Origin of the sequence: Lactiplantibacillus sp. DA1 (assembly GCF_032681335.1) — a bacterium.
Classification (GTDB): domain Bacteria; phylum Bacillota; class Bacilli; order Lactobacillales; family Lactobacillaceae; genus Lactiplantibacillus.
Map to the genome: position 1 here is coordinate 1 of NZ_JAWHTQ010000003.1, position 20,750 is coordinate 20,750.

At 43.4% G+C, this 20,750-nt stretch carries 19 protein-coding genes, 1 riboswitch and 1 other annotated feature; of the genes, 6 read left to right on the top strand and 13 right to left on the bottom strand.

Annotated elements, in window-relative coordinates; genetic code table 11:
* Positions 1-546: 546 nt before the first annotated feature.
* The 5 genes from RXV91_RS05095 to RXV91_RS05115 form a co-directional block, all read right to left on the bottom strand.
* Positions 547-1,062: an ECF transporter S component gene (locus RXV91_RS05095; RefSeq protein ID WP_316439302.1), complete on the bottom strand. Its 516-nt coding sequence runs from the start codon at positions 1,060-1,062 to the stop codon at positions 547-549.
* Between the two features lie 138 nt (positions 1,063-1,200).
* Complete coding sequence (gene tyrS, locus RXV91_RS05100) at positions 1,201-2,457, bottom strand: tyrosine--tRNA ligase (RefSeq protein WP_316438963.1); 1,257 nt, start codon at positions 2,455-2,457, stop codon at positions 1,201-1,203.
* Between the two features lie 58 nt (positions 2,458-2,515).
* Positions 2,516-2,710: a binding site (T-box leader), on the bottom strand.
* 169 nt (positions 2,711-2,879) lie between these two features.
* Positions 2,880-3,545, bottom strand: a complete 666-nt coding sequence (locus RXV91_RS05105; RefSeq protein WP_316438964.1) for a hypothetical protein — start codon at positions 3,543-3,545, stop codon at positions 2,880-2,882.
* Between the two features lie 114 nt (positions 3,546-3,659).
* The gene (locus tag RXV91_RS05110) at positions 3,660-4,928 is read right to left on the bottom strand and encodes a GH25 family lysozyme (RefSeq protein ID WP_316439303.1); all 1,269 of its coding nucleotides are present in this window, start codon (positions 4,926-4,928) and stop codon (positions 3,660-3,662) included.
* 486 nt (positions 4,929-5,414) lie between these two features.
* The gene (locus tag RXV91_RS05115; protein WP_316438965.1) at positions 5,415-6,185 is read right to left on the bottom strand and encodes a C39 family peptidase; all 771 of its coding nucleotides are present in this window, start codon (positions 6,183-6,185) and stop codon (positions 5,415-5,417) included.
* An 807-nt stretch (positions 6,186-6,992) separates the two neighbouring features.
* On the opposite strand from RXV91_RS05115, the gene RXV91_RS05120 reads away from it, so the two are divergent.
* Complete coding sequence (locus tag RXV91_RS05120) at positions 6,993-7,496, top strand: YueI family protein (protein WP_316438966.1); 504 nt, start codon at positions 6,993-6,995, stop codon at positions 7,494-7,496.
* 184 nt (positions 7,497-7,680) lie between these two features.
* On the opposite strand, the gene RXV91_RS05125 is transcribed toward RXV91_RS05120, so the two are convergent.
* From RXV91_RS05125 to RXV91_RS05140, 4 genes are all read right to left on the bottom strand, one after another.
* Positions 7,681-8,358, bottom strand: a complete 678-nt coding sequence (locus RXV91_RS05125) for a DUF554 domain-containing protein (RefSeq protein WP_316438967.1) — start codon at positions 8,356-8,358, stop codon at positions 7,681-7,683.
* 78 nt (positions 8,359-8,436) lie between these two features.
* A complete protein-coding gene (locus tag RXV91_RS05130) occupies positions 8,437-9,261 on the bottom strand; it encodes a MerR family transcriptional regulator (protein WP_316438968.1) in 825 nt (274 codons plus the stop codon).
* A 222-nt stretch (positions 9,262-9,483) separates the two neighbouring features.
* Positions 9,484-10,782 carry a cation:dicarboxylate symporter family transporter gene (locus tag RXV91_RS05135; RefSeq protein ID WP_316439304.1) on the bottom strand — a complete coding sequence of 433 codons (1,299 nt, stop codon included), beginning with the start codon at positions 10,780-10,782 and terminating at the stop codon, positions 9,484-9,486.
* A 397-nt stretch (positions 10,783-11,179) separates the two neighbouring features.
* Positions 11,180-11,683 carry a DUF1440 domain-containing protein gene (locus tag RXV91_RS05140; protein WP_316438969.1) on the bottom strand — a complete coding sequence of 168 codons (504 nt, stop codon included), beginning with the start codon at positions 11,681-11,683 and terminating at the stop codon, positions 11,180-11,182.
* A gap of 172 nt (positions 11,684-11,855) precedes the next feature.
* Here RXV91_RS05140 and RXV91_RS05145 point away from each other — a divergent pair, with 172 nt between their 5' ends.
* Positions 11,856-12,923, top strand: a complete 1,068-nt coding sequence (locus RXV91_RS05145; protein WP_316438970.1) for an FtsX-like permease family protein — start codon at positions 11,856-11,858, stop codon at positions 12,921-12,923.
* A 13-nt stretch (positions 12,924-12,936) separates the two neighbouring features.
* On the top strand, positions 12,937-13,614 hold the full coding sequence (locus RXV91_RS05150) for an ABC transporter ATP-binding protein (protein ID WP_316438971.1): 678 nt from the start codon (positions 12,937-12,939) through the stop codon (positions 13,612-13,614).
* A 275-nt stretch (positions 13,615-13,889) separates the two neighbouring features.
* Here the strand turns inward: RXV91_RS05150 and RXV91_RS05155 are convergent, their stop codons facing one another.
* The 3 genes from RXV91_RS05155 to RXV91_RS05165 all read right to left on the bottom strand — a co-directional run bounded on the left by RXV91_RS05155 (position 13,890) and on the right by RXV91_RS05165 (position 16,367).
* Positions 13,890-14,654, bottom strand: coding sequence for a MerR family transcriptional regulator (locus RXV91_RS05155; RefSeq protein ID WP_316438972.1), 765 nt, complete (start codon positions 14,652-14,654; stop codon positions 13,890-13,892).
* Positions 14,655-14,838: 184 nt separating this feature from the next.
* Positions 14,839-15,390: an ECF transporter S component gene (locus tag RXV91_RS05160; RefSeq protein WP_316438973.1), complete on the bottom strand. Its 552-nt coding sequence runs from the start codon at positions 15,388-15,390 to the stop codon at positions 14,839-14,841.
* A complete protein-coding gene (locus RXV91_RS05165; RefSeq protein WP_316438974.1) occupies positions 15,378-16,367 on the bottom strand; it encodes a nucleoside hydrolase in 990 nt (329 codons plus the stop codon). Before RXV91_RS05165 ends, RXV91_RS05160 begins: the two co-directional genes overlap by 13 nt.
* 20 nt (positions 16,368-16,387) lie before the next feature.
* A riboswitch (PreQ1 riboswitch) is annotated at positions 16,388-16,432 on the bottom strand.
* Between the two features lie 479 nt (positions 16,433-16,911).
* Between RXV91_RS05165 and RXV91_RS05170 the strand changes: the two genes are divergently transcribed.
* Entirely contained in the window at positions 16,912-17,451 is a 540-nt protein-coding gene (locus RXV91_RS05170; RefSeq protein WP_316438975.1) for a dihydrofolate reductase family protein, read from the top strand.
* 72 nt (positions 17,452-17,523) lie between these two features.
* Here RXV91_RS05170 and RXV91_RS05175 read toward each other — a convergent pair whose 3' ends face one another.
* Entirely contained in the window at positions 17,524-18,690 is a 1,167-nt protein-coding gene (locus RXV91_RS05175; protein ID WP_316438976.1) for a cation:proton antiporter, read from the bottom strand.
* A 195-nt stretch (positions 18,691-18,885) separates the two neighbouring features.
* Between RXV91_RS05175 and RXV91_RS05180 the strand changes: the two genes are divergently transcribed.
* Positions 18,886-19,563: a hypothetical protein gene (locus tag RXV91_RS05180; protein WP_316438977.1), complete on the top strand. Its 678-nt coding sequence runs from the start codon at positions 18,886-18,888 to the stop codon at positions 19,561-19,563.
* A gap of 68 nt (positions 19,564-19,631) precedes the next feature.
* A complete protein-coding gene (locus tag RXV91_RS05185; protein WP_316438978.1) occupies positions 19,632-20,558 on the top strand; it encodes an AEC family transporter in 927 nt (308 codons plus the stop codon).
* Positions 20,559-20,750 lie beyond the last annotated feature (192 nt).

Genomic DNA, 20,750 nt, shown 5'->3' on the forward strand with positions numbered 1-20,750 from the left:
TTCTAAAAAGCTCATTTAAAGTTGTACTAAAATTTATTTGCTAGCGAATTGACTTCGCAAATGTTTTTGCTCTTAATCCAAAATCAAGAGACCCTACACATTTGATTCGTCGAAACTTTGTTCAGTTTTCAAAGATCTAATTCCGTGTGTTAATCGCTTAACACAACTTAATCATCATAACATCTTAATCAATATCTTGTCAACAACTTTTTTTTAAGAAGTAACTTGATTAATTTGTTATGGTTGCCTTTGCGACAACAGAAACTATCTTACCAATTACTGAAAATGTTGTCAACAACTAATTTCAATAATTATTTGGTGGTGAGAAGCATCTGCCGCAGCAGCAACGTTTACTAATATACCAGCCGTGATTGAAAGTGTCAACAAAAAATTGATTGTTTTTTCAAAATTATGAAAACTTCACTATTAAATTAACATCAATCACAAAATCGTTTCATTGATATGTTGCTAGTCTAGCACCTCAAAAAATATGTGGGTAGCCCCTTTATATTGAGGCTACCCACATTCCAAACTAATCATCGTCAACTACAAACTTGTTTGCTTTTTAATTAACGGTTGAATTCCAGCCACAATTGGAAAAGCCAAAACACCACCAACAACTGCCTGAACCAAATTAGTTGCTACTCCGACTAACCCAGTTGCCATCGTGTACATTAATGAATCCGAAATAAAATAACCAGCAACCATGATAACAACTGCGGTTCCAATTGCCGCAACCTGACGCCCTTGCGTCTTACCGGCGCCTAAATATCCCGCTAGCCAGCCTTCCAGGCCATGAACAAGCAATGAGAAAAACATGTACTGCGGATAACCAAGCAGCAAATCTAACAACAACCCACTTGCGCCACCAACAATGGCGCCACCACGCCAACCAAAAATCAACGCTGCAATAAAAATACCCGCATCGCACAAATTGATGTAACCATGGGTCATTGGAATTGGAATATGAAAGAAAATTGAAATAACAACATTCAGTGCAATCAGCATGCCCAACATTGCAATCGTTCGTGTATTAAACTTAACCCCCACCAAATTGCTCATCCTCCCTAAATTTTCAATATTTGTCTTCATTTACACCGCCTATTCAATAAGGCCTAAATAGAGTTTACACCAGTTACAACTTACAATAATAACAAAAAGACCGGGCCGCAACGGGTCCAGTCCAACTGATAAATTAATTTACTTAACGTGTGCTAAGAAGTACCGTTTCTTCCCCCGACGTACAATTACAAACTTACCGTTAAAGGCTGCTGCTGGATCAATTTCCGCATCCACATCCGTTACCTTTTCGCCGTTAATTCGAATAGCACCGTTCTTAATGTCTTCACGTGCCTGCCGCCGTGAAGGTTCAAACTTAGTAGCATCGACTAACCATAAAACAATATTTTGCTTTTCAGCCGTCACTTCCGCAGAAGGCACACCCTTAAAGCCTTGTTCAATTTCATCGGCCGTTAAGCTCTGAACATCACCAGTAAATAAGGCCTTAGTAATATTTTCCGCTTCAACAACCGCCTGTTTACCATGAACAAACGCTGTCACTTCTTCAGCTAAACGCCGTTGGGCTTCACGCTTTTCGGGAGCTGTCTTCACCGTTTCAGCCAAACGATCAATTTCTTCATGACTTAAGAACGTAAAGTACTTGAGATATTTGACCACGTCACGATCATCCTGGTTGATCCAGAATTGGTAAAATTCATACGGCGACGTCCGTTCAGGATTCAACCAGACGGCTCCACCAGCGGTCTTTCCGAATTTAGTTCCATCCGCCTTCAGTAATAACGGAATCGTTAAGCCATATGCTTGGGCTTCATTACCTTCTAGGCGGTGAATTAAATCCGTCCCAGCCGTAATATTGCCCCACTGGTCAGCTCCACCAATTTGAAGTTGCACGTGTTCAGCACGATATAAGTGTAAAAAGTCGACTGATTGTAAAATTTGGTACGTGAATTCAGTGTATGAAATCCCAACTTCTAAACGGCTGGCAACGACTTCTTTATTCAGCATCGTATTCACGCTGAACAACTTCCCGTAATCACGCAAAAAGTCCAACAATGAAATCTTTGACAGCCAATCATAGTTGTTGACAATCGAAAAGTTTTCATCACTACCAAACAATTTGTGCATCTGGGCGTTCAAACCGTCTTGATTATGTTTAACTTGGTCCATTGTCTGTAATTTACGTTCCGAGTTCTTACCAGATGGATCGCCAATGGCACCAGTCCCACCACCAACTACCACATATGGGTGATGACCAGCTAATTGGAATCGCTTAAGAATCATGAAGGGAATTAAGTGACCGATATGCATGCTATCACCAGTTGGGTCAATCCCACAATACAATGAAACGGATTGGCTTTCCGTAAGCTCCTTTAGCCCCGTCTCGTCCGTTTGTTGATTAATGGCGCCACGCCATTTTAAATCATCAATAATGTTCATCCTTATTCCTCCTCAATCGTTGTCACCAGATAAAAGAAAAAACTCGCCCCTGTCTTAAAACAGGGACGAGTTTTCCGCGTTACCACCCAAGTTATCACCACATGTGATCGCTCATTGATTAGTAACGGAAATCATCCGGCCAATGGCAGTTTACGTTATGTAATTCATCTTTGACCACAGCTCGGTTTGCACCAACCACCGAGTCGCTAAACTGTTGGGTCAACGACTACTCATTAACGATCACTACTTTTTAATTATTATCTAACATCATAAGCACTCTACTGACAAATGTCAATCATAGTTGTCAGTCAAATGATTCGTTCAAAGCAAGTGGAGCTCAGCAAATTTTCGCACGCCAACATGCCGGTACTTAAAATATGACTTGCAACCAAGGTCACCGATACTAAACGCTATGCCAATGCTTAATTATTAGCATCAGCCGCAATTTTGATTACAGTACCCGCCTGTTGGCCTTGGACCTTCGCAACTTTGGCTCCGTTCTGCCACTGAATCGAATTAGCCTGGCCATTTTGGGCCTTATCATACACCATAACGGCCCCGCTAGTAACAGTTTTGGTTGTTAGCTTCTGCTTTTGAATTTGAGTATTGATTTGATTGGCAAATTTTGTTGGATTACTGGCAACATCTTGCGTATTGGCAATCGTTGTCACCGACCAACTTCCCGTATTCCAATGAACATACACTTTCCCGATCGTTCCTTGAATAGTTGCTGGCGTCCCCGAACTCAACGTTGTACTTTTTCCTTGAGCAGTCGTTAAATAATCAACTTGGTCACTAGCGTCACCTTTCGTATTATAGTCCGTTTGCTGATACGTTGCGACGGTGGAACTAGTCCCGGCCTTGGCATACTTGACACGATAGTTTCCCTTCGTCCCACTCGCACTCAACGCCTTCACAGTCTGATCTGTTGCTTTGACTGTCGCCGGTGCCGCCGTCTGGCTAATTGAACTGACATTGTCCGAAGCTGCGTGTAATACACTGGTCACAGACGGCACGGCAGCCATTCCTACCACTAACATGCCAGTTGCGGTGGCAATCCCTAACTGAATCTTATGCTTAAAGTTCATAAAAATGTCCTCCTAATTTCTATAACAACAATTGACCAATTTGATTAGCCCTAGCTATCATTTTCCTGCTGAACGCTACACGGATAGCAAAAATACCGTTGATCCCGGATGTTACTATGTACGAGACAACCGGTGATTTACTCGTCTAACCCGCTGATGTGCTGTTTTCCCCACCACTAAATGTTTGCGATTCGTCCGCCCTTGGTGCGTGTGGTGTTGCTGATAATGCCCCGATTTTTGCTTGACGCTTGACCGTTGATGACGAATCTCGCGATGCTTGACTCGCTTGCTTGAACGTACCAGTCGTTTTGCCCCCACGGCCTTTTTAATTTTTTGTCGCGGATGTCTCACTTGTCTTTTAACTGTTTTGCCACGATGAATCACAACTTTTGTATGCTGAATTGGCTGCGACTTCAGACGGCTTGCGGTTAACACGGGGCGTTTAATCGCCTTGGTCGCTTGTTTGCTTTTAACAATGGTTTGAACCTTTGATTGTGATTTAGGCTGTGCTAGGTACCTAATGGCAGTCTTAGTCGGCGCCTTACTTTTAACCACTGATTGAATTCTCAAATGTGATTTAGGCCGGTCCACGTGCTTAATGACAACCTTAGTTGTTGCAACTGATTTGCTTGGAACGCCGGTTTTCAACCGATACACTTTTGAAACTGGCAACATGGTCTTAAGTTTGGTTGCGACAACTGGAACCGAGCGAGTCGTTCCGAGCCACCACGAAACGGGATGGATACTAGTCATTACCCGACTATTGTCAACCGGTGCAGCTAGCCCGGTTAAATGATAACGATCCGTATACTGCCACAAAGCTGCCGGAATAATCGGTGGCCGACGTGTCAGTGAGCCAATCCACTGTGTGTCAAACCGTTGGCGCGCCTGGTTAGCATATGTCAGTGCAAACGAAGCATATGAATAAAAAATCAACTTCTTGTTAGTTAACGACCGCATCTCATGATACCAAGCGGCCACTGCCGCATTGGTTGAACCTGAACGAACGGTATCAACCTCAAAATCCAAAGCGTAGAAGCGAGCTGCTTTATTGGAACGCGCATAAAAGGCCTGCGCTTCGCGACGCGCACTGCTTGCATCCGTAAATTGTGAAAAATCATATTCACCAAATGGAATCCCATAACGAACGTACAATGCCGTATTATTAACCGCGTCCCGGTCAATGTAATTTAAGCCATACTGGCGCCGATTAATCACAAATAGCACCTGAGATTTCATCGCTCGCACCTGACTAGGACTGAGCCGACCTTGCCATTCTGAAATATCCACCACCGCGCGCCCCTGTGCCTGGACATTAATCTTCATTCCAAACGTTACAAGCACGACTGTGGCAACCAACCAATTGACCTTTTTAATTCCCATCATGCGGTCCCTCTCCCCATGTTGTGACTCCGCAAGCGAAAAATGTCATCGTAACTTGCCACTGATCCCCACAATCACTAAAAGATAAACTGTTAATGGCAGTTTACGACATTCCTATAATGTTAACATTTTTACACTACCCAATAATAGGCTATTTTTAATAGGCTGCGGCGTCAATTCGGTTTCAATTCAGTTACAGCTTGTTAACAACCAATCGCCCCTTTATGGTTAATATTATGAACAACTCTGGAAAGGTCGAGACGTAGATTACAATTAGGTTACATCCAAGTTGCAACCCTAATTAACCATCTTAATTAGGGGCATTAAGGCTCACCATTAAGACCTGGCCAATTCACTAATTGATGCTGTTGATTTTTTTTGCAAGCTGCAACTTCACGAAAAAAGCAACCAATCCCGCTCAAGGCGACGGTTCGTCTTGAGCGGGATTGGTTGCTGGCTAGGTAGTATTATGACACCACTTGCCAACTAGTGAGGCAAAGTCAACACAATGGCCTGTTTTCCCATTTGATTATATGCGGCTTCGAAATTCTTCCAACTAACCGCTTGCTGTTTGTACCCGTACGGATTGTTAATGTAAATCAGCTTTTTAGCTCGGTTAAACCCTACAATGACCACACTATGCATATCGTAAGTCACTTTAACGGCTCCTTGAGGTGTCTGCCACGTTTGCATCGTACTAACCGTTGCAAATGAAGCAGTCGTGATTGTCCATACTGGCCGTCCTAATTCTAGCTGTTCAATCACAGTATCAAAGTTTGACCCCGTTAAGTCCTTGACGTGACTTGTCTCAGTTTTTGCCAATTTATAGATTGGCTTATGATACACACCGAGGCCCGGATTATCACCGGTAATATCACCAACGAAACCATATTCTGGATTACCATGTTCCCCATTACTATAAGTGAGTGGTACACTCGTAATCTTCGTAGCTAATTCATTTTTAGTTACGTTAATATGCGCGTATTTCATCAACATCGTCAGCGACGTGACCTCACAACCATTGTATAATCGTGGTGTTGTCATTTGATTAACTAGCGGTACGTCCAATTTAACCTGATTAACTGGCTTAGGCTTCGTTTGAGAACTAGATTTAGCCGCATTCGCTTGCTTATTCGTAAACGAAGCATCAATCCAGTCAGAAACTTGTGTACTTGTAAATCCAATGACCCCCAAAAGCACCATGGCAATTATGACCAGCGTCCATAACCGACGCCGTTTCCGTAAATGTCTTGGCATTTGTTACCATCCGTTTCTATTTTAATTTGATAAGCTCAATTTACTAACATACTATGTAGTATCATACCATGAACGAGTTAATAATACACCTTTATAATCTTAAATAAAAGGCAACTTCAAATTGGGCTTAGGTCAATATTATCAAGGCTTAAGGTGCCATCCTCACCAGCCACTGTCTCAATCAGTTTAAAGTGTCGTGAGCATTCATTTTATTACAACATCAATTCTATTTCCGGGCTAGTTCAAATTTTAGCCCGCTAGCCAGTAAATCATCTTTATCTACCAGAATTAAGATTTTTTCAGCCATTAAAGTTATTTTGCTTTATGTATAGTAAAATCAACTGACAAATTAAAAATTCACTATTTATTAAAAGCAAGGCCCACTTAACTTACTATTATTATGTTCTGGAACTTACGAAACAATCATTCTTACAATGGCCCTTCACGAATTTCTCACGCGGTCTCATTTACGCTAAATATCAAACTGCTGAGCATTGCCTTGTTAAACTGCAAATCAACATTTTACAAGCTTTAACGTTACCACAGACTGAACAAATCAGTCATCAAGACTTCACGACTAGGATTGGTCACACTGGCAATGATCTCAGTAGCATCACCCGACTAATCAATAAGCAACGTACAACTTACTACCAAGTCATCGATAATACATTTCAAGCCCAATTACAGTTAAAGAAATCGAATAATTAAACTAGCTTTTAAAAATAAGTTGATTAAAGCGTTTTCTTCATTACAATAGAAGTAAAAGCAATTCAATTTTACTATTACCTGTGAAAGGACCTGACCGGCATGGCTAATTCTGAAGACCAAATGGACAAACACTTACAATCCGCAATATTCGGGGCCCCCGTACTACATCCAGATGAACAACATCGCAATCTCGGTACGTTTCACGAACGTATTGATTTGGGCATTACCTTCACCCAAGCACTCATGCGTGATTACTCGACTGAACTCAAAAGTGAAATGGCCACCCATCCTGATTATCAATTACTCCTCCACGGATTATTGGATGAAGATATCCTCAATCGTTACGTTAAACTTGCCAACCAACAACAAATCAAGTTTGCAATTCGCAACGATTTAATGTATCAACATACACCCGCTAGTCTCGCCATTGCGCTAGTAGCAAACTGTGCCATCACGCCCACCACAATCGACATCGATGAGCGTTTTCCGGTACCAGCGCTTAGCACAACTACTGATTGGTCGCACGATGTCCTGATTGATCACATTCATCGTCATTTGGAACGGAATCGTGAACTTTTTGGCATCAAACACCATCTGATTTGAGCCGTCGGGCTATTACACCAAAGCCACCATTTTAGGTCGTTTCACCGACTGTCCTAAAATGGTGGCTTTGGTGTAATATTTTCACTTCATGCGACTATTACTTTGGTTGAATTATGGTGAAATCGTATTAATTAGTCAAATTGCTATTCAGTGATAGCCGTTTATTTCAAAATCGTCATCGACTTTAGAATAATTGCATGACACTAATCACGATAGGTGGCACTAATAGAGCCGGCAATAAGTTCAACGTACTAAATTGCTTGATTTTTAGCATTCCTAAACCAGATGCCAGAATTAAGATGCCACCAACAATTGTCACTTCATTCAGCAACGCGGTACTTAACGCCCCCTGTAAAACCAGCGCCAAAACATATAAGCTGCCTTGCCAACAAAACAGCACTCCCGCCGCTATCGCAATGCCAAAACCAAATGTCGATGCTAAAACAATTGACGTAATTCCATCTAACATACCGTTTGTAAACAAAAACGTATAGTCATGCTTTAAGGCCGCCTCAATCGGTCCCAAAATAGATAGTGACCCAATGCAATATAGCAATACCGCAGTTGCCAACCCCTCTGCTAAGTTGCCACCGGCCAAGCGACTCACCCAGCGATCAAAATGGCCCTGAATATCCAAGGCTTGGCCAATTAGGCCACCGACTGCCAAGCTAACAATAAAGAGCACCGGGTACTTGCTCTGCGGCATCCGCTGCACGACCGCGTTAATCCCAATCACACAGGCCGCCAACCCTAACGCTTGTAGTAATATCGCATGATAGGCTGGTTTAATGCCCTTTTTAAAAATACTGCCTACCAAGCAACCAGCTAAAATCATGCTCGTATTAAAAATTGTCCCAATCATAGCTTCACTCCTTGTACTGATACCATATCTTGCATACTAAATTGACGTATCCGACCAATCATAATTTAGTATAAAGTCTCAAGTAGCTTGAGAGTCAATTGGAATTTGAATCTGGGTAATCGACTGTGCAACCTGATCAGTAATCCCGTAATCAATCAACGCCGTCTCAACTGCGGTTCCTGTCACTTGCCACCCCTGCTCATGACAATCTGCTAACAATTGCTGATACTGAGTGGGAGCATCCACATGCGTGCCATGAAAAATACGTTGTGCGTAAGGCCCAGCTACTAGCCGTTCTTGCTGTACGGGAATCGCATCACCGGGCTCAAATACTAGACAGATTCCTGTATAGCGTTCAAAGTGCCCGGTTTGGACCGCTTGCTGATCAAGTAGCAGTGCGACCTTACCTAAAAAGATTTCATTTGTTACACCGGTCTGCTTCCGTAACTTAGCAATAACCAATTCAATATCGTCTTGTGGTCGATATGGCTGCCGCAACGCCACCATTGGCCGTTCCGGGAGTATTACCCGTTCAGTCCGATCAAAATTGGCTGTTTGCGCCATTTCAATCTGAGCCAAGCGATTATTAATCCGCTGTTGAACTGCCGTTAGCAAACGTAACTGCATCTCAATTTGCTGGTTTTGCGTCGTTAACATATGTATTAACTTTGGTAACTCACGGGCCGCAAAAAAATCAGCGATGGTCGCTAGTGACATACCAAGCGCCCGTAAATATTTAATCGTACTTAAACGCTCAAATTGTGGCGTACCATAATAACGGTAATGACTATGGGGATCAACTCGGGCTGGCGTCAATAGCCCAATTTCATCATAATAGCGCAACGTGGCTACCGGAATATCAAATAACTGTGCAAGTTGTCCAATCGAAAAATCAGTCGCCATAATGCCCCTCCTTTTGCAAATACTTTATTAATGACTAACACAACGCATCCTAAATGACAATTCCTACCACGGACACATAATAAAACAGTTGCGCTCAGAATGGCATTTCTGAAACGCAACTGTTTTATTTATGACTCATCAGTAGCTGTCATCATTGAAGCACTTATCATTATCGTTCGGCTTCATGTTACTAATAGCCACACTAATCACCGCGAGCGACTATTATTTAGCCGCTGTTCGGGTACGCCCCGCTCGAATCTCAGCCAAATACTGGTCGCTTTGAGCCGTATCGAATTCATGTTCAGACTTACCAATAATAACTGCGGCTAACGAATTACCGACCACATTGACAACCGTTCGACCCATGTCCACTAAACGGTCAATCCCCGCAATAAAGGCAAGTCCCTGTACTGGAACGCCAATCGTCGAAATCGTCGCGAGCAGAACAACGAATGAAGCGCCCGGAACGCCAGCAATCCCCTTTGACGTAATCATTAACACGATCAGTAAGGTGATCTGCTGACTCAGCGACAAATGAATCCCATACGCCTGTGCTAAGAACAACGCTGCTAACGATTGATAGATTGCGGAACCATCTAAGTTAAATGTATACCCAGTTGGAATAACGAATGAGACGATTCCTTCACTAACACCATACCTTCCCATCTTATCGATAATTCGTGGCAAGGCTGCCTCCGAGCTTGCCGTTGAAAATCCAAGCACCATTTCGTCACGAATTACCCGTAGTAGATGCCAAATATTTAAACCAAACAGCTTACCAACAATCCCCATCACAACCACAATGAAGATTGCCATGGTAATATAAGCGAGAATAATGAAATAACCTAGGGGCGCCAGCGCCTTTAAGCCCATCTCTGCAACCGTCACTCCAATCAAGGCACAGACGCCAATTGGGGCGGTGTGCATGACCCAGTTAGTCACTTTGAACATCGCTTCAGCAACAGCATTCATAAAGTCCAAAATAATTTTGCCCTGTTCACCGATTGCTGCAGTTCCTAAACCGAAAAAGACGGCAAAAAAGATAACCGGAATCATGTCACCAGCAGATAATGATTTAAAGACATTAGTTGGGATAATTCCCATGATTGTTGACCAAATGCCATTGTGAGAAACCGTCTTAGCCGTTTGAACGTACTGACTAATATTCGACGCATGCAGTTGATGAATATCAATATAATCGCCAGGATGAAAAATATTCCCCATTAGTAATCCCAAAGCGATTGCAATCGTCGTCATGATTTCAAAATAGATAATGGTTTTACCACCGATGCGACCTAACTTCTTAAGATCGCCCATATTAGCAATTCCCGTAATTAAGCACGCTACCACAATTGGTAATACAATCATTTGTATTAGGCTGATGAACATGGTTCCAATATTTTGCATGGCCGTAATCGCCGTCTTGTTGCCATAAAAGACAACCCCTAATACGATTCCCAGCACTAGCCCAATTAAAATTTGCCAGCCCAAACTCAATCGAAACTGGCGATACCGTTTCATCTTTCCCTGCTTTTCCAAGCTACTTCCGCCCCATTCTCATTTATGGATGTTTTCATCAAATATTGCACACAATATTAATATTTTAGCACATTTCTGCTGAATATGAGAATTAAATTAAAAAGATAAGTATCAGAATCTGTTCGTCCTATCATAGTGCCTGTTATTGTCAATTATTTTCCTCATAATCATCATACTACTTTAACTAGCACGTCTTTTTTTACTAGTAAAATACGAACATTAATCAAAACAGCGTTAAATAAAACTAGCTTGATTAGAACTTTTAAGCTTGCTAACCTAGCTAGTCTTTTAATTTAGTCTCATATTCAATTATCATAATCCATGAATCTGCTTAACATGTCAATAACCGATAACCTCAGTAACCGACTGCTTTTAACATTTACTTTGAGCGTGTCATCCGGTCATAGATTGCGGCACTGACCCAATCAGCAGTCCACATCCATAAGACATGTCCCACGGCCTCTGATACATGCTCCGTCATCGGCTGATCCTTAGCAGCAGGAACGGTACCCAGTGCTGGTAAGATACCATGATGAAAAGCCGTCCAAACGCCTAATCCGTACAGCGCACTGCTCCCCCCCTTAGCTCGGGGATGCTTGCGGGCCCACAAACTATAAGCCACGGCAAACGTTGTTGAGAAACCAAAATGCATCACATAGCTGACACCAGGCAAGTCATGACCAGCATATGAATACGTTGCATGCGTAACACTGGCGGGAATGCCCATTTGTTGTAATAATTGTTGTGGGGGATTCGTTTCATCCCGTTCCGGCGTCCGTGGTGGTAAAATATTCTCCCACCCTAACTTAACCAGACCAGAAATCACACCGCCAGTAACACCAGCGATAACGGCGGCCCGATGATTGAACTGCTTTTTCACCATTACTAAATTACCTACCTCTCTATATCAATAAGTCAATCATACCAGCCAAAGCAAACTTTTCGAAATGATTTAGCTTGACGACTAAATAAAAAAATTGATTTATCGAAATTAACATGTTATTATGATCACATTGATTTATCGAGTGATAAATGAAATAAGAGGAGGAATTGACATGTATTTAGGCCTAAAAGAAATGAGTCATGAAAAACTAAGATACGGATTACTTAGCGGTGTTTTGCTGCTAATTGCGCTTGTCGTCTTTATGTTGGCGGGACTTGCTAACGGTCTATCCAATGGTAATCGCCTAGCAGTCGACCAGTGGGATGCGCAAACTGTCTATTTAAATAAGGACGCGAACCAGACATTATCTGCCTCCCAACTCAAATTGGCAGATCAAGATCGCATTCAAGGCAATGACGTGGCTCCATTAACTAGCTTATCGGGAACATTACGAACAGCCAACAATGGTCTCAAAACAACCGCGAGCGCCTTTGGAACCACTCGCGATAGTTTCTTAATGCCTAAAGTTGTCACTGGACATCAGATTAACGGTAAGAATCAACTGATTATCTCCGCGGCACTAAAGGATAAGGGTTACAAGTTAGGGCAAAAGGTTCGGATTGGAACCACTGACCAAAAAGTAACCATCGTCGGCACCTTTAAGGCAAGTACTTATAGCATTGCTCCGACAGTCTACACGGATGTTGCCACACTCAATCGGCTCAAGGGTAATCCCGTCACTAGTGGTGATCAACAACCAGTTAATGCGTTCGTGACCAAGAAAAGCCATTTTAAGAATCAGCACCATGGTGATATGCAACGCTTGAGTATTACGACCTTTATTGAAAAGCTCCCTGGTTACAGTGCCGAACAATTAACACTAAATACCATGATCTACTTCTTGTTCGTCATCGCTTTAGCCGTTATTGGTATTTTTATGTTCGTCTTAACCTTGCAAAAGCAAGCCCTATTCGGTGTCTTAAAAGTACAAGGAATTGGTACCAAACATATTTTAGCAGCTCTACTAACCCAAAGCGTTGCAATGGCCATCATCGGCATTGGTATCGGCCTTTTAATTACGCTGGGATTAGCTCAAATCATGCCTGCTGGACTACCGTTTGCCATTAACTGGCCCCAATTTGGAATTTATAGTGTGGCGCTCTTACTAGCCGCAGTCATCGGTGCCTTGCTCTCATGGCGTACCGTTGCCAAGATTGATCCCGTTGTTGCCATCGGATAAGGAGGATTTCATTATGAGTCAACCAGTTTTAGCTTTACAAAATATCAACAAACAATTTGGGCACGGCCACACCGCCGTTAACGCTTTGACCAATGCCAACTTTGAAGTCAGTGCGGGGCAATTCGTTGCAATTATTGGGCCATCGGGCTCTGGCAAATCAACCTTTTTGACGATTGCCGCCGGATTACAAACACCCACTAGTGGGCAAGTTATCCTCAATGGGCAACCCTTATCAAATCAAACGGAAAAACAACGGTTAGCTTACCGTTTTAATGAAATTGGTTTCATCTTGCAAAGTTCTAATTTAATTCCATTTCTAACCGTCCGTGAACAATTCAAACTCGTCGATAAGATGGCCCGGCGCAAATTCAACCAGGCTAGCACTGATGAACTGCTCTCGGAATTAGCACTCACTGAAGTCCGTGACGCTTATCCTAGCGACCTTTCAGGTGGTGAACGCCAACGCGTTGCCATTGCTCGGGCACTTTATAACGATCCAAGTGTTATTTTAGCCGACGAGCCCACCGCAAGTCTTGACACACCAAGATCTATCGACGTGGTCAAGCGCCTTGCTAACGAAGCCCATCACCATCAAAAAGCCATCGTCATGGTCACACATGATCAACGTCTGATCGACGATTGTGACGTAGTTTATCAAATCGAAGATGGTCAAATGAGCCGGCGTGATTAGTAAGCTATAAGCACAAAACCGTCCATAAATCATTAATACTTAAAAGGTCTTCTCCAAAACAATACTTGGAGAAGACCTTTTAAGCTTACACGGCCAATTACGGCGCGTATTTTACAGATTATTGTTATCACAACTAACTTTTAAGCAGCCATCGTTTTTCGAATATTGACGCTTAATAACCGCTGATTAAGTCAAGCGGCGCATCCACTAACCAACAATAGTGCTACCACTCACTTTGCCCTGACGCCATGGCTGGATAACACGGCGTTGACTAATTAATTTTGTGGCTCAGTATACTGTTCAATACACTGGACTAAGATGGCCGTAGCCCCGTTGCCCGCACGGCCATCATAATACTGACGAAATCGCGGGTCTGCTAAATACAGCTGCGCTAATCCACGATGCATCGCTGGCTGATACTGCGCCCATGCATAACCCAACCAGTCACGATGAAGTTGATAAATCATTGCAGCGCGTTCTTCGGTCGGTTGTTGTAATTGTTGCGTTAAGGCCAATAATAATCGTTGCTCCGTCGCCTGCATAGTTGCGTAATCCGTGGCGCTAAGTTGAGTAAAACGTTGATTTGCTGATTCGACCGCCTGCTCACCATAATGTTGGCGAGCTTCTGCGCCGTATTTAACTTCATGTTCATCTAGCTGTGTCTGCTTAAACGCCGCAAACTTCTCCTGATCATTCATTTGATTGCCCTCCCGTTGAGCCGTAATCGTCGTTTCCATCAAGGTCAACAATTGATCTAAATGTCGCCGTTCCTGTTGCAGCTGCTGATATTGTCGCTGAAGTTGTGTCACCACGACCGCTGCTGGTTGCTCTAGCAATGTCGCCATTGTGACCAATGGGATCTGTAACTGTCGGTATAAACAAATCCGTTGCAATCGATTAATCTGGGGTGTCTCGTAATAACGATACCCGTTGTCACCGATAAAAGCAGGTTTCAATAACCCGATTTCATCGTAGTAACGCAAGGTTCGCACACTAACACCAGCTAACGTTGCTAACTGCTTAATCTGATACGCCATCATGGTCACTCCTTTCAACAAGCTTTACTATAAGGGCTAACGTAACGAGAGGGTCAAGTCGTTATCATCATTTTACTCAAAAAGGGCGACTGATGCGTAGCGTACCGCCTCAAGTCGACCTGACAAAATATCATTTAATTGATAGGTAATTGTACCGGCAGCCAAACTATTATCACAATGATCCAAACTAATTTGCTTGCGGTAACTTATATCGTAAGGCCCGGTACACTAAAGCAACCACGTAAACAGTAATAAAACGATCCAAGTAATCCGTTCCCGCTTGAATCAAAAAAACGGCCACCGGCTTACCCATTCCTGTTCCTAATAATAACTGAATTAGCATACTAGACCCTGATGAGGTGATTCCATGGAACAAGATAACCGTGATTGCCGTGGATAGTAGCGTTCCGGGAAGCGCGATTGCCCCAGCCAACCACCAACTTGAACGCCAAGTTCCCGGCTTAACTCGTTGATATAACCAGCCTGCCATGAATCCCGTTAACAGCTGAACCGGCATGAAAAATAGTGAATACAAGTCAGTCGTGGCACCAACAATTACCCCCGTGGCACCCCCCACCAACATTCCGCCAAGTGGACCGAACACAGCCGCGGCTAGTACGGTCCCAATTGCGTCCAAATAAATAGGTAATTTCAGCATCAACGCGATGTTACTGCCAATAATATTCAGTGCGATACAGAGCGCTAGTAACGTAATCGTACGGGTCTTTATTTTTCGCATAGCGTTACCAATTGATGCAAGACACGTGTCAAATCAGGCTCAGTCGCACCGATGACAGTCGTTAAGAACAATCGCCAGAAGGCCCCAACATCAACGTCCGTCATCACTTGACTATTCACCGTTGCATGCCAAAAATCATGATCATCAACAATCGATTGACCGCGGGCGACACCAGCCGTGGCTACCGTCGTGTAACTGTCAAAGCCATGCAAAATCGTCGAATCAAGCATGCCCGCCACAGCCAACGGGTCATTGATCACACAGCCAATCACCCGCTCATACTGCCAGTGGAAGTCAAAGTAAAACTTGGTAATTTTTTCAATAAACATCCCCATTGTGGGATTAATATCTTTAATATAAGTCAACAAACTAGGCGTCAACACAATCTTACGAGTAACGTCTAAGCCAACCATCTGAATTGGAACCGGCATCAAGTCAAACACAACTTTCGCCGCATCTGGATCACACCAAAAGTTGTACTCCGCAACTGGTGAACAATTGCCATGGCTACGATAACTGCCACCCATTAATGTAAATTGATCAACTTGCTCAAACAAGTTCGGGTCGCGCTGTAGTACCGTTGCAATGTTCGTCAACGGTCCCAACGCCAAAATCGAGGTGGTGGGCGCCTCCGTCAATGTAGTCTCGATGAACCTAGCCGCATCTTGAATCGGTCGCACTGCTGTTACTGCTGGAATTTTGCTATTGCCTAAACCGTCGTCACCATGTGTATCTTGAGCACTGGTATACGCGACTTGCAGCGGGCGATTAGCCCCTAAGTAGACCGGAATATCTAACCGATCAGCTAAATCTAGAATCTTCAGTGCGTTTTCCGCACCAATGTGGGTCGGCACATTTCCACAAACAATCGTAATCCCAATCACATTTAGTGCCGGTGATTTTAATGCCAACAGTAGTGCTAAACTGTCATCGATACCGGGATCACAATCAATAATAACGTTACGCGTCGCATTCATTCTCTTACCTCCGATAATTGAAGTTCTTGGTTTTTTATCCTGGGAAGTTTACGAACCAGGCCAGCTCCCCCCTGTGAATCACCTTCAGGAGTAACCGAATTTATGAAATGCTAATTCAATTATAGCGGACCATTTGACAGTTGAACACCACTAATATTTAACTTTTAAACCAGGTCCAGCGTTAAAACGACTGCGAGATTGTCATGTTTTGGGTCTTTCTCATAACAGTATCATACTGCCTAATCAGTAGTCCCGTGACCAGCCATAAGTTTCTCTCTGCCAGTAGCTAGCACGATACAATGTAAATTGTCACATTTAATACACATCGTGCTGGTTAAGCTGCTATGGAGCATGATTAAAACCAACTAATAACTAGCATAATACGTATTCAGTATATTAGATTACCAATTGTTCTGCTGCCCCCACAATAATAGCCAAGCAGCGTCGCTTAATTATGTTACTGAACTTTTACCAGAGTTCAGCAAGTGTGCAACTGAAAAACATGGTACAATATGACTACTAAAGATAAAGTAGGTGTCGAAACATGCGTAAAGTTCAGTTTTATGGGGCCATTTCAATTGACGGTTATCTAGCCACAAAGGATAATCGTTTAGACTGGTTGTTCCAAACAGCCGGTGCTAATGATGCCCCCACCGAAGCATTTATGCAGCAAGTTGATACCGCCATCATGGGTCGCCATACTTACGAATATACGATGGAACAAACCACTGATCAACTCATTAATCCATATAATCCGGCGACCCACAATATTGTTATGACTTCACAACCACATACTGGTGACGAACGTACTCAATTCACTAATACACCCGTAACCGAGATTGTTAAAAAATTACGGCGCGCCACGGGTCATAATATCTGGATTGTTGGTGGTGCGGGTGTCTTGATGCCACTTTTGGCTGCCAACTTGATCGACGAACTATACATCCAGATTGCACCAATCATTCTGGGTGACGGTATTCCACTATTCAACGCTATTGACCAGCAACAACGCTTTGAATTGGTGACCACCAATCAATATGGTCAACTTGCCGAAATTCATTTTCAGCGATTAACTGTCGACTAATTACCAAGTAGAAAAGGACCGGCTTATTTGCAATTTTTGCAAATAAGCCGGTCCTTTTCAATCGCCAAATTTTTATCCTTCAGCTTGCTTTTTGACTGCTTGACGCAGTAGTAGTGGTGCAATCAGCGTCGTTAAAATGATTGCCGTGATGACTGCCGAATAACGATCAGCTGATAGTAATTTGCCTTGATAACCAATCTGTGCAATGATCAGTGCCATCTCCCCACGTGACACCATGCCGGCGCCAATCTCATAGCCGCTTAACCAATTAAAGCCCGCCAACCGTGCGCCGACCCCGGCACCAATGAGCTTAGTGGCAATTGCCGCGACGGTAATCACAACGATGAACCAAAAATCGTTCAAGAAACCATTGAATGACATATTCAGCCCAATACTAACGAAAAAGACTGGGATAAATACGGCATTACCAATGGGTTGAATATGCTCATCGATAACTTCATGATAGTCCGTCTGACCAACGGCGATGCCGGCAAAAAACGCTCCAATCACGGCACTTAAACCGATTGTGTCCGCTAAGTATGAGAGTCCAAAACAAATCACTAGTGACATCAGCGTGATGGATGTTGGAACCAGTAGCGCATTCCCCACGGCCATTAAATGTGGCACCACCCACTTGACCACAAAGTACAGCGCCACAAAGAACGCTAACTGAATCGCCAGCGAGAGTCCCAAGTTGGTTGATGTGTGACTACCGCCACCACTGACTTCACTACCAAATAAGCTGATCATCAAACCCAGAATCAAAACAGCCAGGACGTCATCAACGACCGCTGCGCCTAAAATCGTCGTCCCTTCTTTACCATCGAGGGCGCCTAACTCTTTGAGCACTGCCACGGAGATTGAGACCGATGTTGCCGCAAACGTGACACCTAAAAACAAACTTTCAGTGGCGTTAAGGTGAAATAGTTGGCTACACCAGTCAATCGCCGCAACGGGTAGAATGACCCCCAGAACCGCAACTAACAAGCTAGGACGCCAATACTTCTTCAGCAATTTCCAATCGCTCTCTAATCCGGCCATGAACATTAAAATAATCACGCCAAGCTCCGCGAAGTCTTTGATAAAACTTGTTGCCGAGACCCAACCTAATACGGCTGGGCCAAGTACGATTCCACTTAACAATTGACCAATCACCGCGGGTAAGCCCATTCGGACACTCAGGTGACCCGCAACCGCCGTAACAATTAAAATCAACGCTAAACTACCAACATAATCCATTAAAAGCCTCCTAAAAAAGGGCACTACAAGCTCTGACTACCCAACCCAAAAGTAGTCCGAATTCTTGAAGTGTCCTTCAACCGTAAAATCTATTGTGCAATCAGTATAGCATATTTTTCAGAACCTGGCCGTGACATCCGCTCGTGAAAGCGGTTATAATAAGCCATATACTGTTAATGGAAAGGTCGCTTAGTCGTGTTGAACATCCCTGATTTTCGTCAACGTTTTATATTTTTAATTTTTTCCATCCTATTGAATTCCGCTGCCAATGCACTCACTATCGCAACTAGTCTGGGGAGTGCCGTCTGGACGGGCTCTAGCGTTAACCTAGCTGATTGGACGCACATTTCATTGGGGACGACACTATTACTATATGGGGTGGTCGTTACGATTCTCAATCAGTTGCTACTCGGGCATTTCGATCGCCGACGCTTCATCTCCAATTTACTTTATATCGTCCCATTTAGTTATCTCGTACAATTTATCGGTTACTTCTGGGATTGGTTACAAATTCCAGCGTTGCCCTTGATTCCACGGTTGATCCTAAACGTGCTCGGCTTATTAGGCATGGCGGCCGCCGTTTCGATTTATCAACGTTGTAATTTAATTCAACATCCAAACGATGATTTATCATATATTTTACGATTTCGGTTTCTACATGGCTCTGCCATAATTGCCCAATGGACAAGTTACTTGCCACCACTAACAATCATCATAGTATCATTCTTTGCAACGGGACACTTGCAGGCCATTGGCTTTGGAACGGCCTTTGCTCTAATTGCACAAGGCGCCATCATGGGTTGGTCAGATCGCCATGTCTTTCCACACCTCAAGCATCACGTCGATGTCGCCCAGGCTCATCATCCGGCCTAAAGATGTGTTGACAAAGCTCATGCTTAGCCCCAATAATGAGACTATTCTAATTTATTGGACTGAAGCAGATGAATCTAACACAACTAACGAGTCAAATTATCTTAATGTTTATACTGATGCTAGTCGGCTTGCTTATTAATAAGCTTGGCTTCATGCACGCCCAAACTTCCACCGACTTAACGAATATTTTGCTATACATCGTCTCACCCTGCTTGATTATTCAAGCCTTTGAAAAGACGTTTTCAGCCGACCGCTTGCAAATGCTGGCCCGAGTCATTGCTGGAATTGTGATCATTTATCTTATCATGATCATCGTGACCCAACTGCTCTTCAAACAAGTGGCTGATACCAATTTACGCCGTATCATGCGCTATGGTTCTGTCTACTCTAATGCTGGCTTTATGGGAATCCCACTAACAAGCGCCCTATTTGGCGCAACCGGCGTCTTCTTTGCAGTGGCGTCATTAGCAGCCTTTAATATTTTCAGTTGGACGCACGGCATCAGTCTATTTACTGGCCGTCAGGGAAACCGCCGGGATAATCTTAAACAGATCATTCTAAATCCCAATATTATCGCCATCATTGTGGGCCTATTCATCTTTGTCACGTCATTTAAATTGCCAACTATCGCCAACAGTGCCGTCAAGTATGTCAGTTCGGTCAATACCCCATTATCCATGATCGTTATTGGGAACAGTTTAGCAGACGTTAAGCTTAACCGTGCGACACTCGATAAACGTCTTTGGTTAGTCATCTTATTGCGTAATTTACTGTTTCCATACTTGGCGATTGTTGTTCTCCAGCTAATGGGGATCACTGGCATCCCATTATTCACCACGGTTTTAATGGCCGCTTGCCCAGTCGCCGGAATCGTCGTCTTGTTCTCGCTCAAAGTCCATGGTGAGCCTGGGCCAGCCGTTGCCCTAATGAGTATCTCAACGATTTTAAGTGTCGTTACCATTCCAATCGTCTTTGCTTTGGTCAACTTACACTAATGTGCCTCACTGCTTTTAGTTGAGACTAAATAAACGACAACTAAAAATGAGCCATCAGAATTTTTCATTCTGGTGGCTCATTTTTAATGACTAACATTTGAGATACGGCTTAAGCTTGGATTCACTGTGTTTTAGTAATTACGCTAACTTGGGTTTGTGCTAAGTCGTGCGACGTCAATTGGCTTTAAACTG

Coding starts and splice junctions, on each gene's coding strand:
- RXV91_RS05155 (WP_316438972.1), bottom strand. CDS start 14,654: ATGATGGCGTATCAGATTAAGCAGTTAGCAACGTTAGCTGGTGTTAGT.
- RXV91_RS05135 (WP_316439304.1), bottom strand. CDS start 10,782: ATGAAACGGTATCGCCAGTTTCGATTGAGTTTGGGCTGGCAAATTTTA.
- RXV91_RS05115 (WP_316438965.1), bottom strand. CDS start 6,185: ATGCCAAGACATTTACGGAAACGGCGTCGGTTATGGACGCTGGTCATA.
- RXV91_RS05095 (WP_316439302.1), bottom strand. CDS start 1,062: ATGAGCAATTTGGTGGGGGTTAAGTTTAATACACGAACGATTGCAATG.
- RXV91_RS05125 (WP_316438967.1), bottom strand. CDS start 8,358: ATGATTGGGACAATTTTTAATACGAGCATGATTTTAGCTGGTTGCTTG.
- RXV91_RS05140 (WP_316438969.1), bottom strand. CDS start 11,683: ATGGTGAAAAAGCAGTTCAATCATCGGGCCGCCGTTATCGCTGGTGTT.
- RXV91_RS05130 (WP_316438968.1), bottom strand. CDS start 9,261: ATGGCGACTGATTTTTCGATTGGACAACTTGCACAGTTATTTGATATT.
- RXV91_RS05165 (WP_316438974.1), bottom strand. CDS start 16,367: ATGAATGCGACGCGTAACGTTATTATTGATTGTGATCCCGGTATCGAT.
- RXV91_RS05185 (WP_316438978.1), top strand. CDS start 19,632: ATGAATCTAACACAACTAACGAGTCAAATTATCTTAATGTTTATACTG.
- RXV91_RS05145 (WP_316438970.1), top strand. CDS start 11,856: ATGTATTTAGGCCTAAAAGAAATGAGTCATGAAAAACTAAGATACGGA.
- RXV91_RS05150 (WP_316438971.1), top strand. CDS start 12,937: ATGAGTCAACCAGTTTTAGCTTTACAAAATATCAACAAACAATTTGGG.
- RXV91_RS05110 (WP_316439303.1), bottom strand. CDS start 4,928: ATGGGAATTAAAAAGGTCAATTGGTTGGTTGCCACAGTCGTGCTTGTA.
- RXV91_RS05170 (WP_316438975.1), top strand. CDS start 16,912: ATGCGTAAAGTTCAGTTTTATGGGGCCATTTCAATTGACGGTTATCTA.
- RXV91_RS05175 (WP_316438976.1), bottom strand. CDS start 18,690: ATGGATTATGTTGGTAGTTTAGCGTTGATTTTAATTGTTACGGCGGTT.
- RXV91_RS05105 (WP_316438964.1), bottom strand. CDS start 3,545: ATGAACTTTAAGCATAAGATTCAGTTAGGGATTGCCACCGCAACTGGC.
- RXV91_RS05120 (WP_316438966.1), top strand. CDS start 6,993: ATGGCTAATTCTGAAGACCAAATGGACAAACACTTACAATCCGCAATA.
- tyrS (WP_316438963.1), bottom strand. CDS start 2,457: ATGAACATTATTGATGATTTAAAATGGCGTGGCGCCATTAATCAACAA.
- RXV91_RS05160 (WP_316438973.1), bottom strand. CDS start 15,390: ATGCGAAAAATAAAGACCCGTACGATTACGTTACTAGCGCTCTGTATC.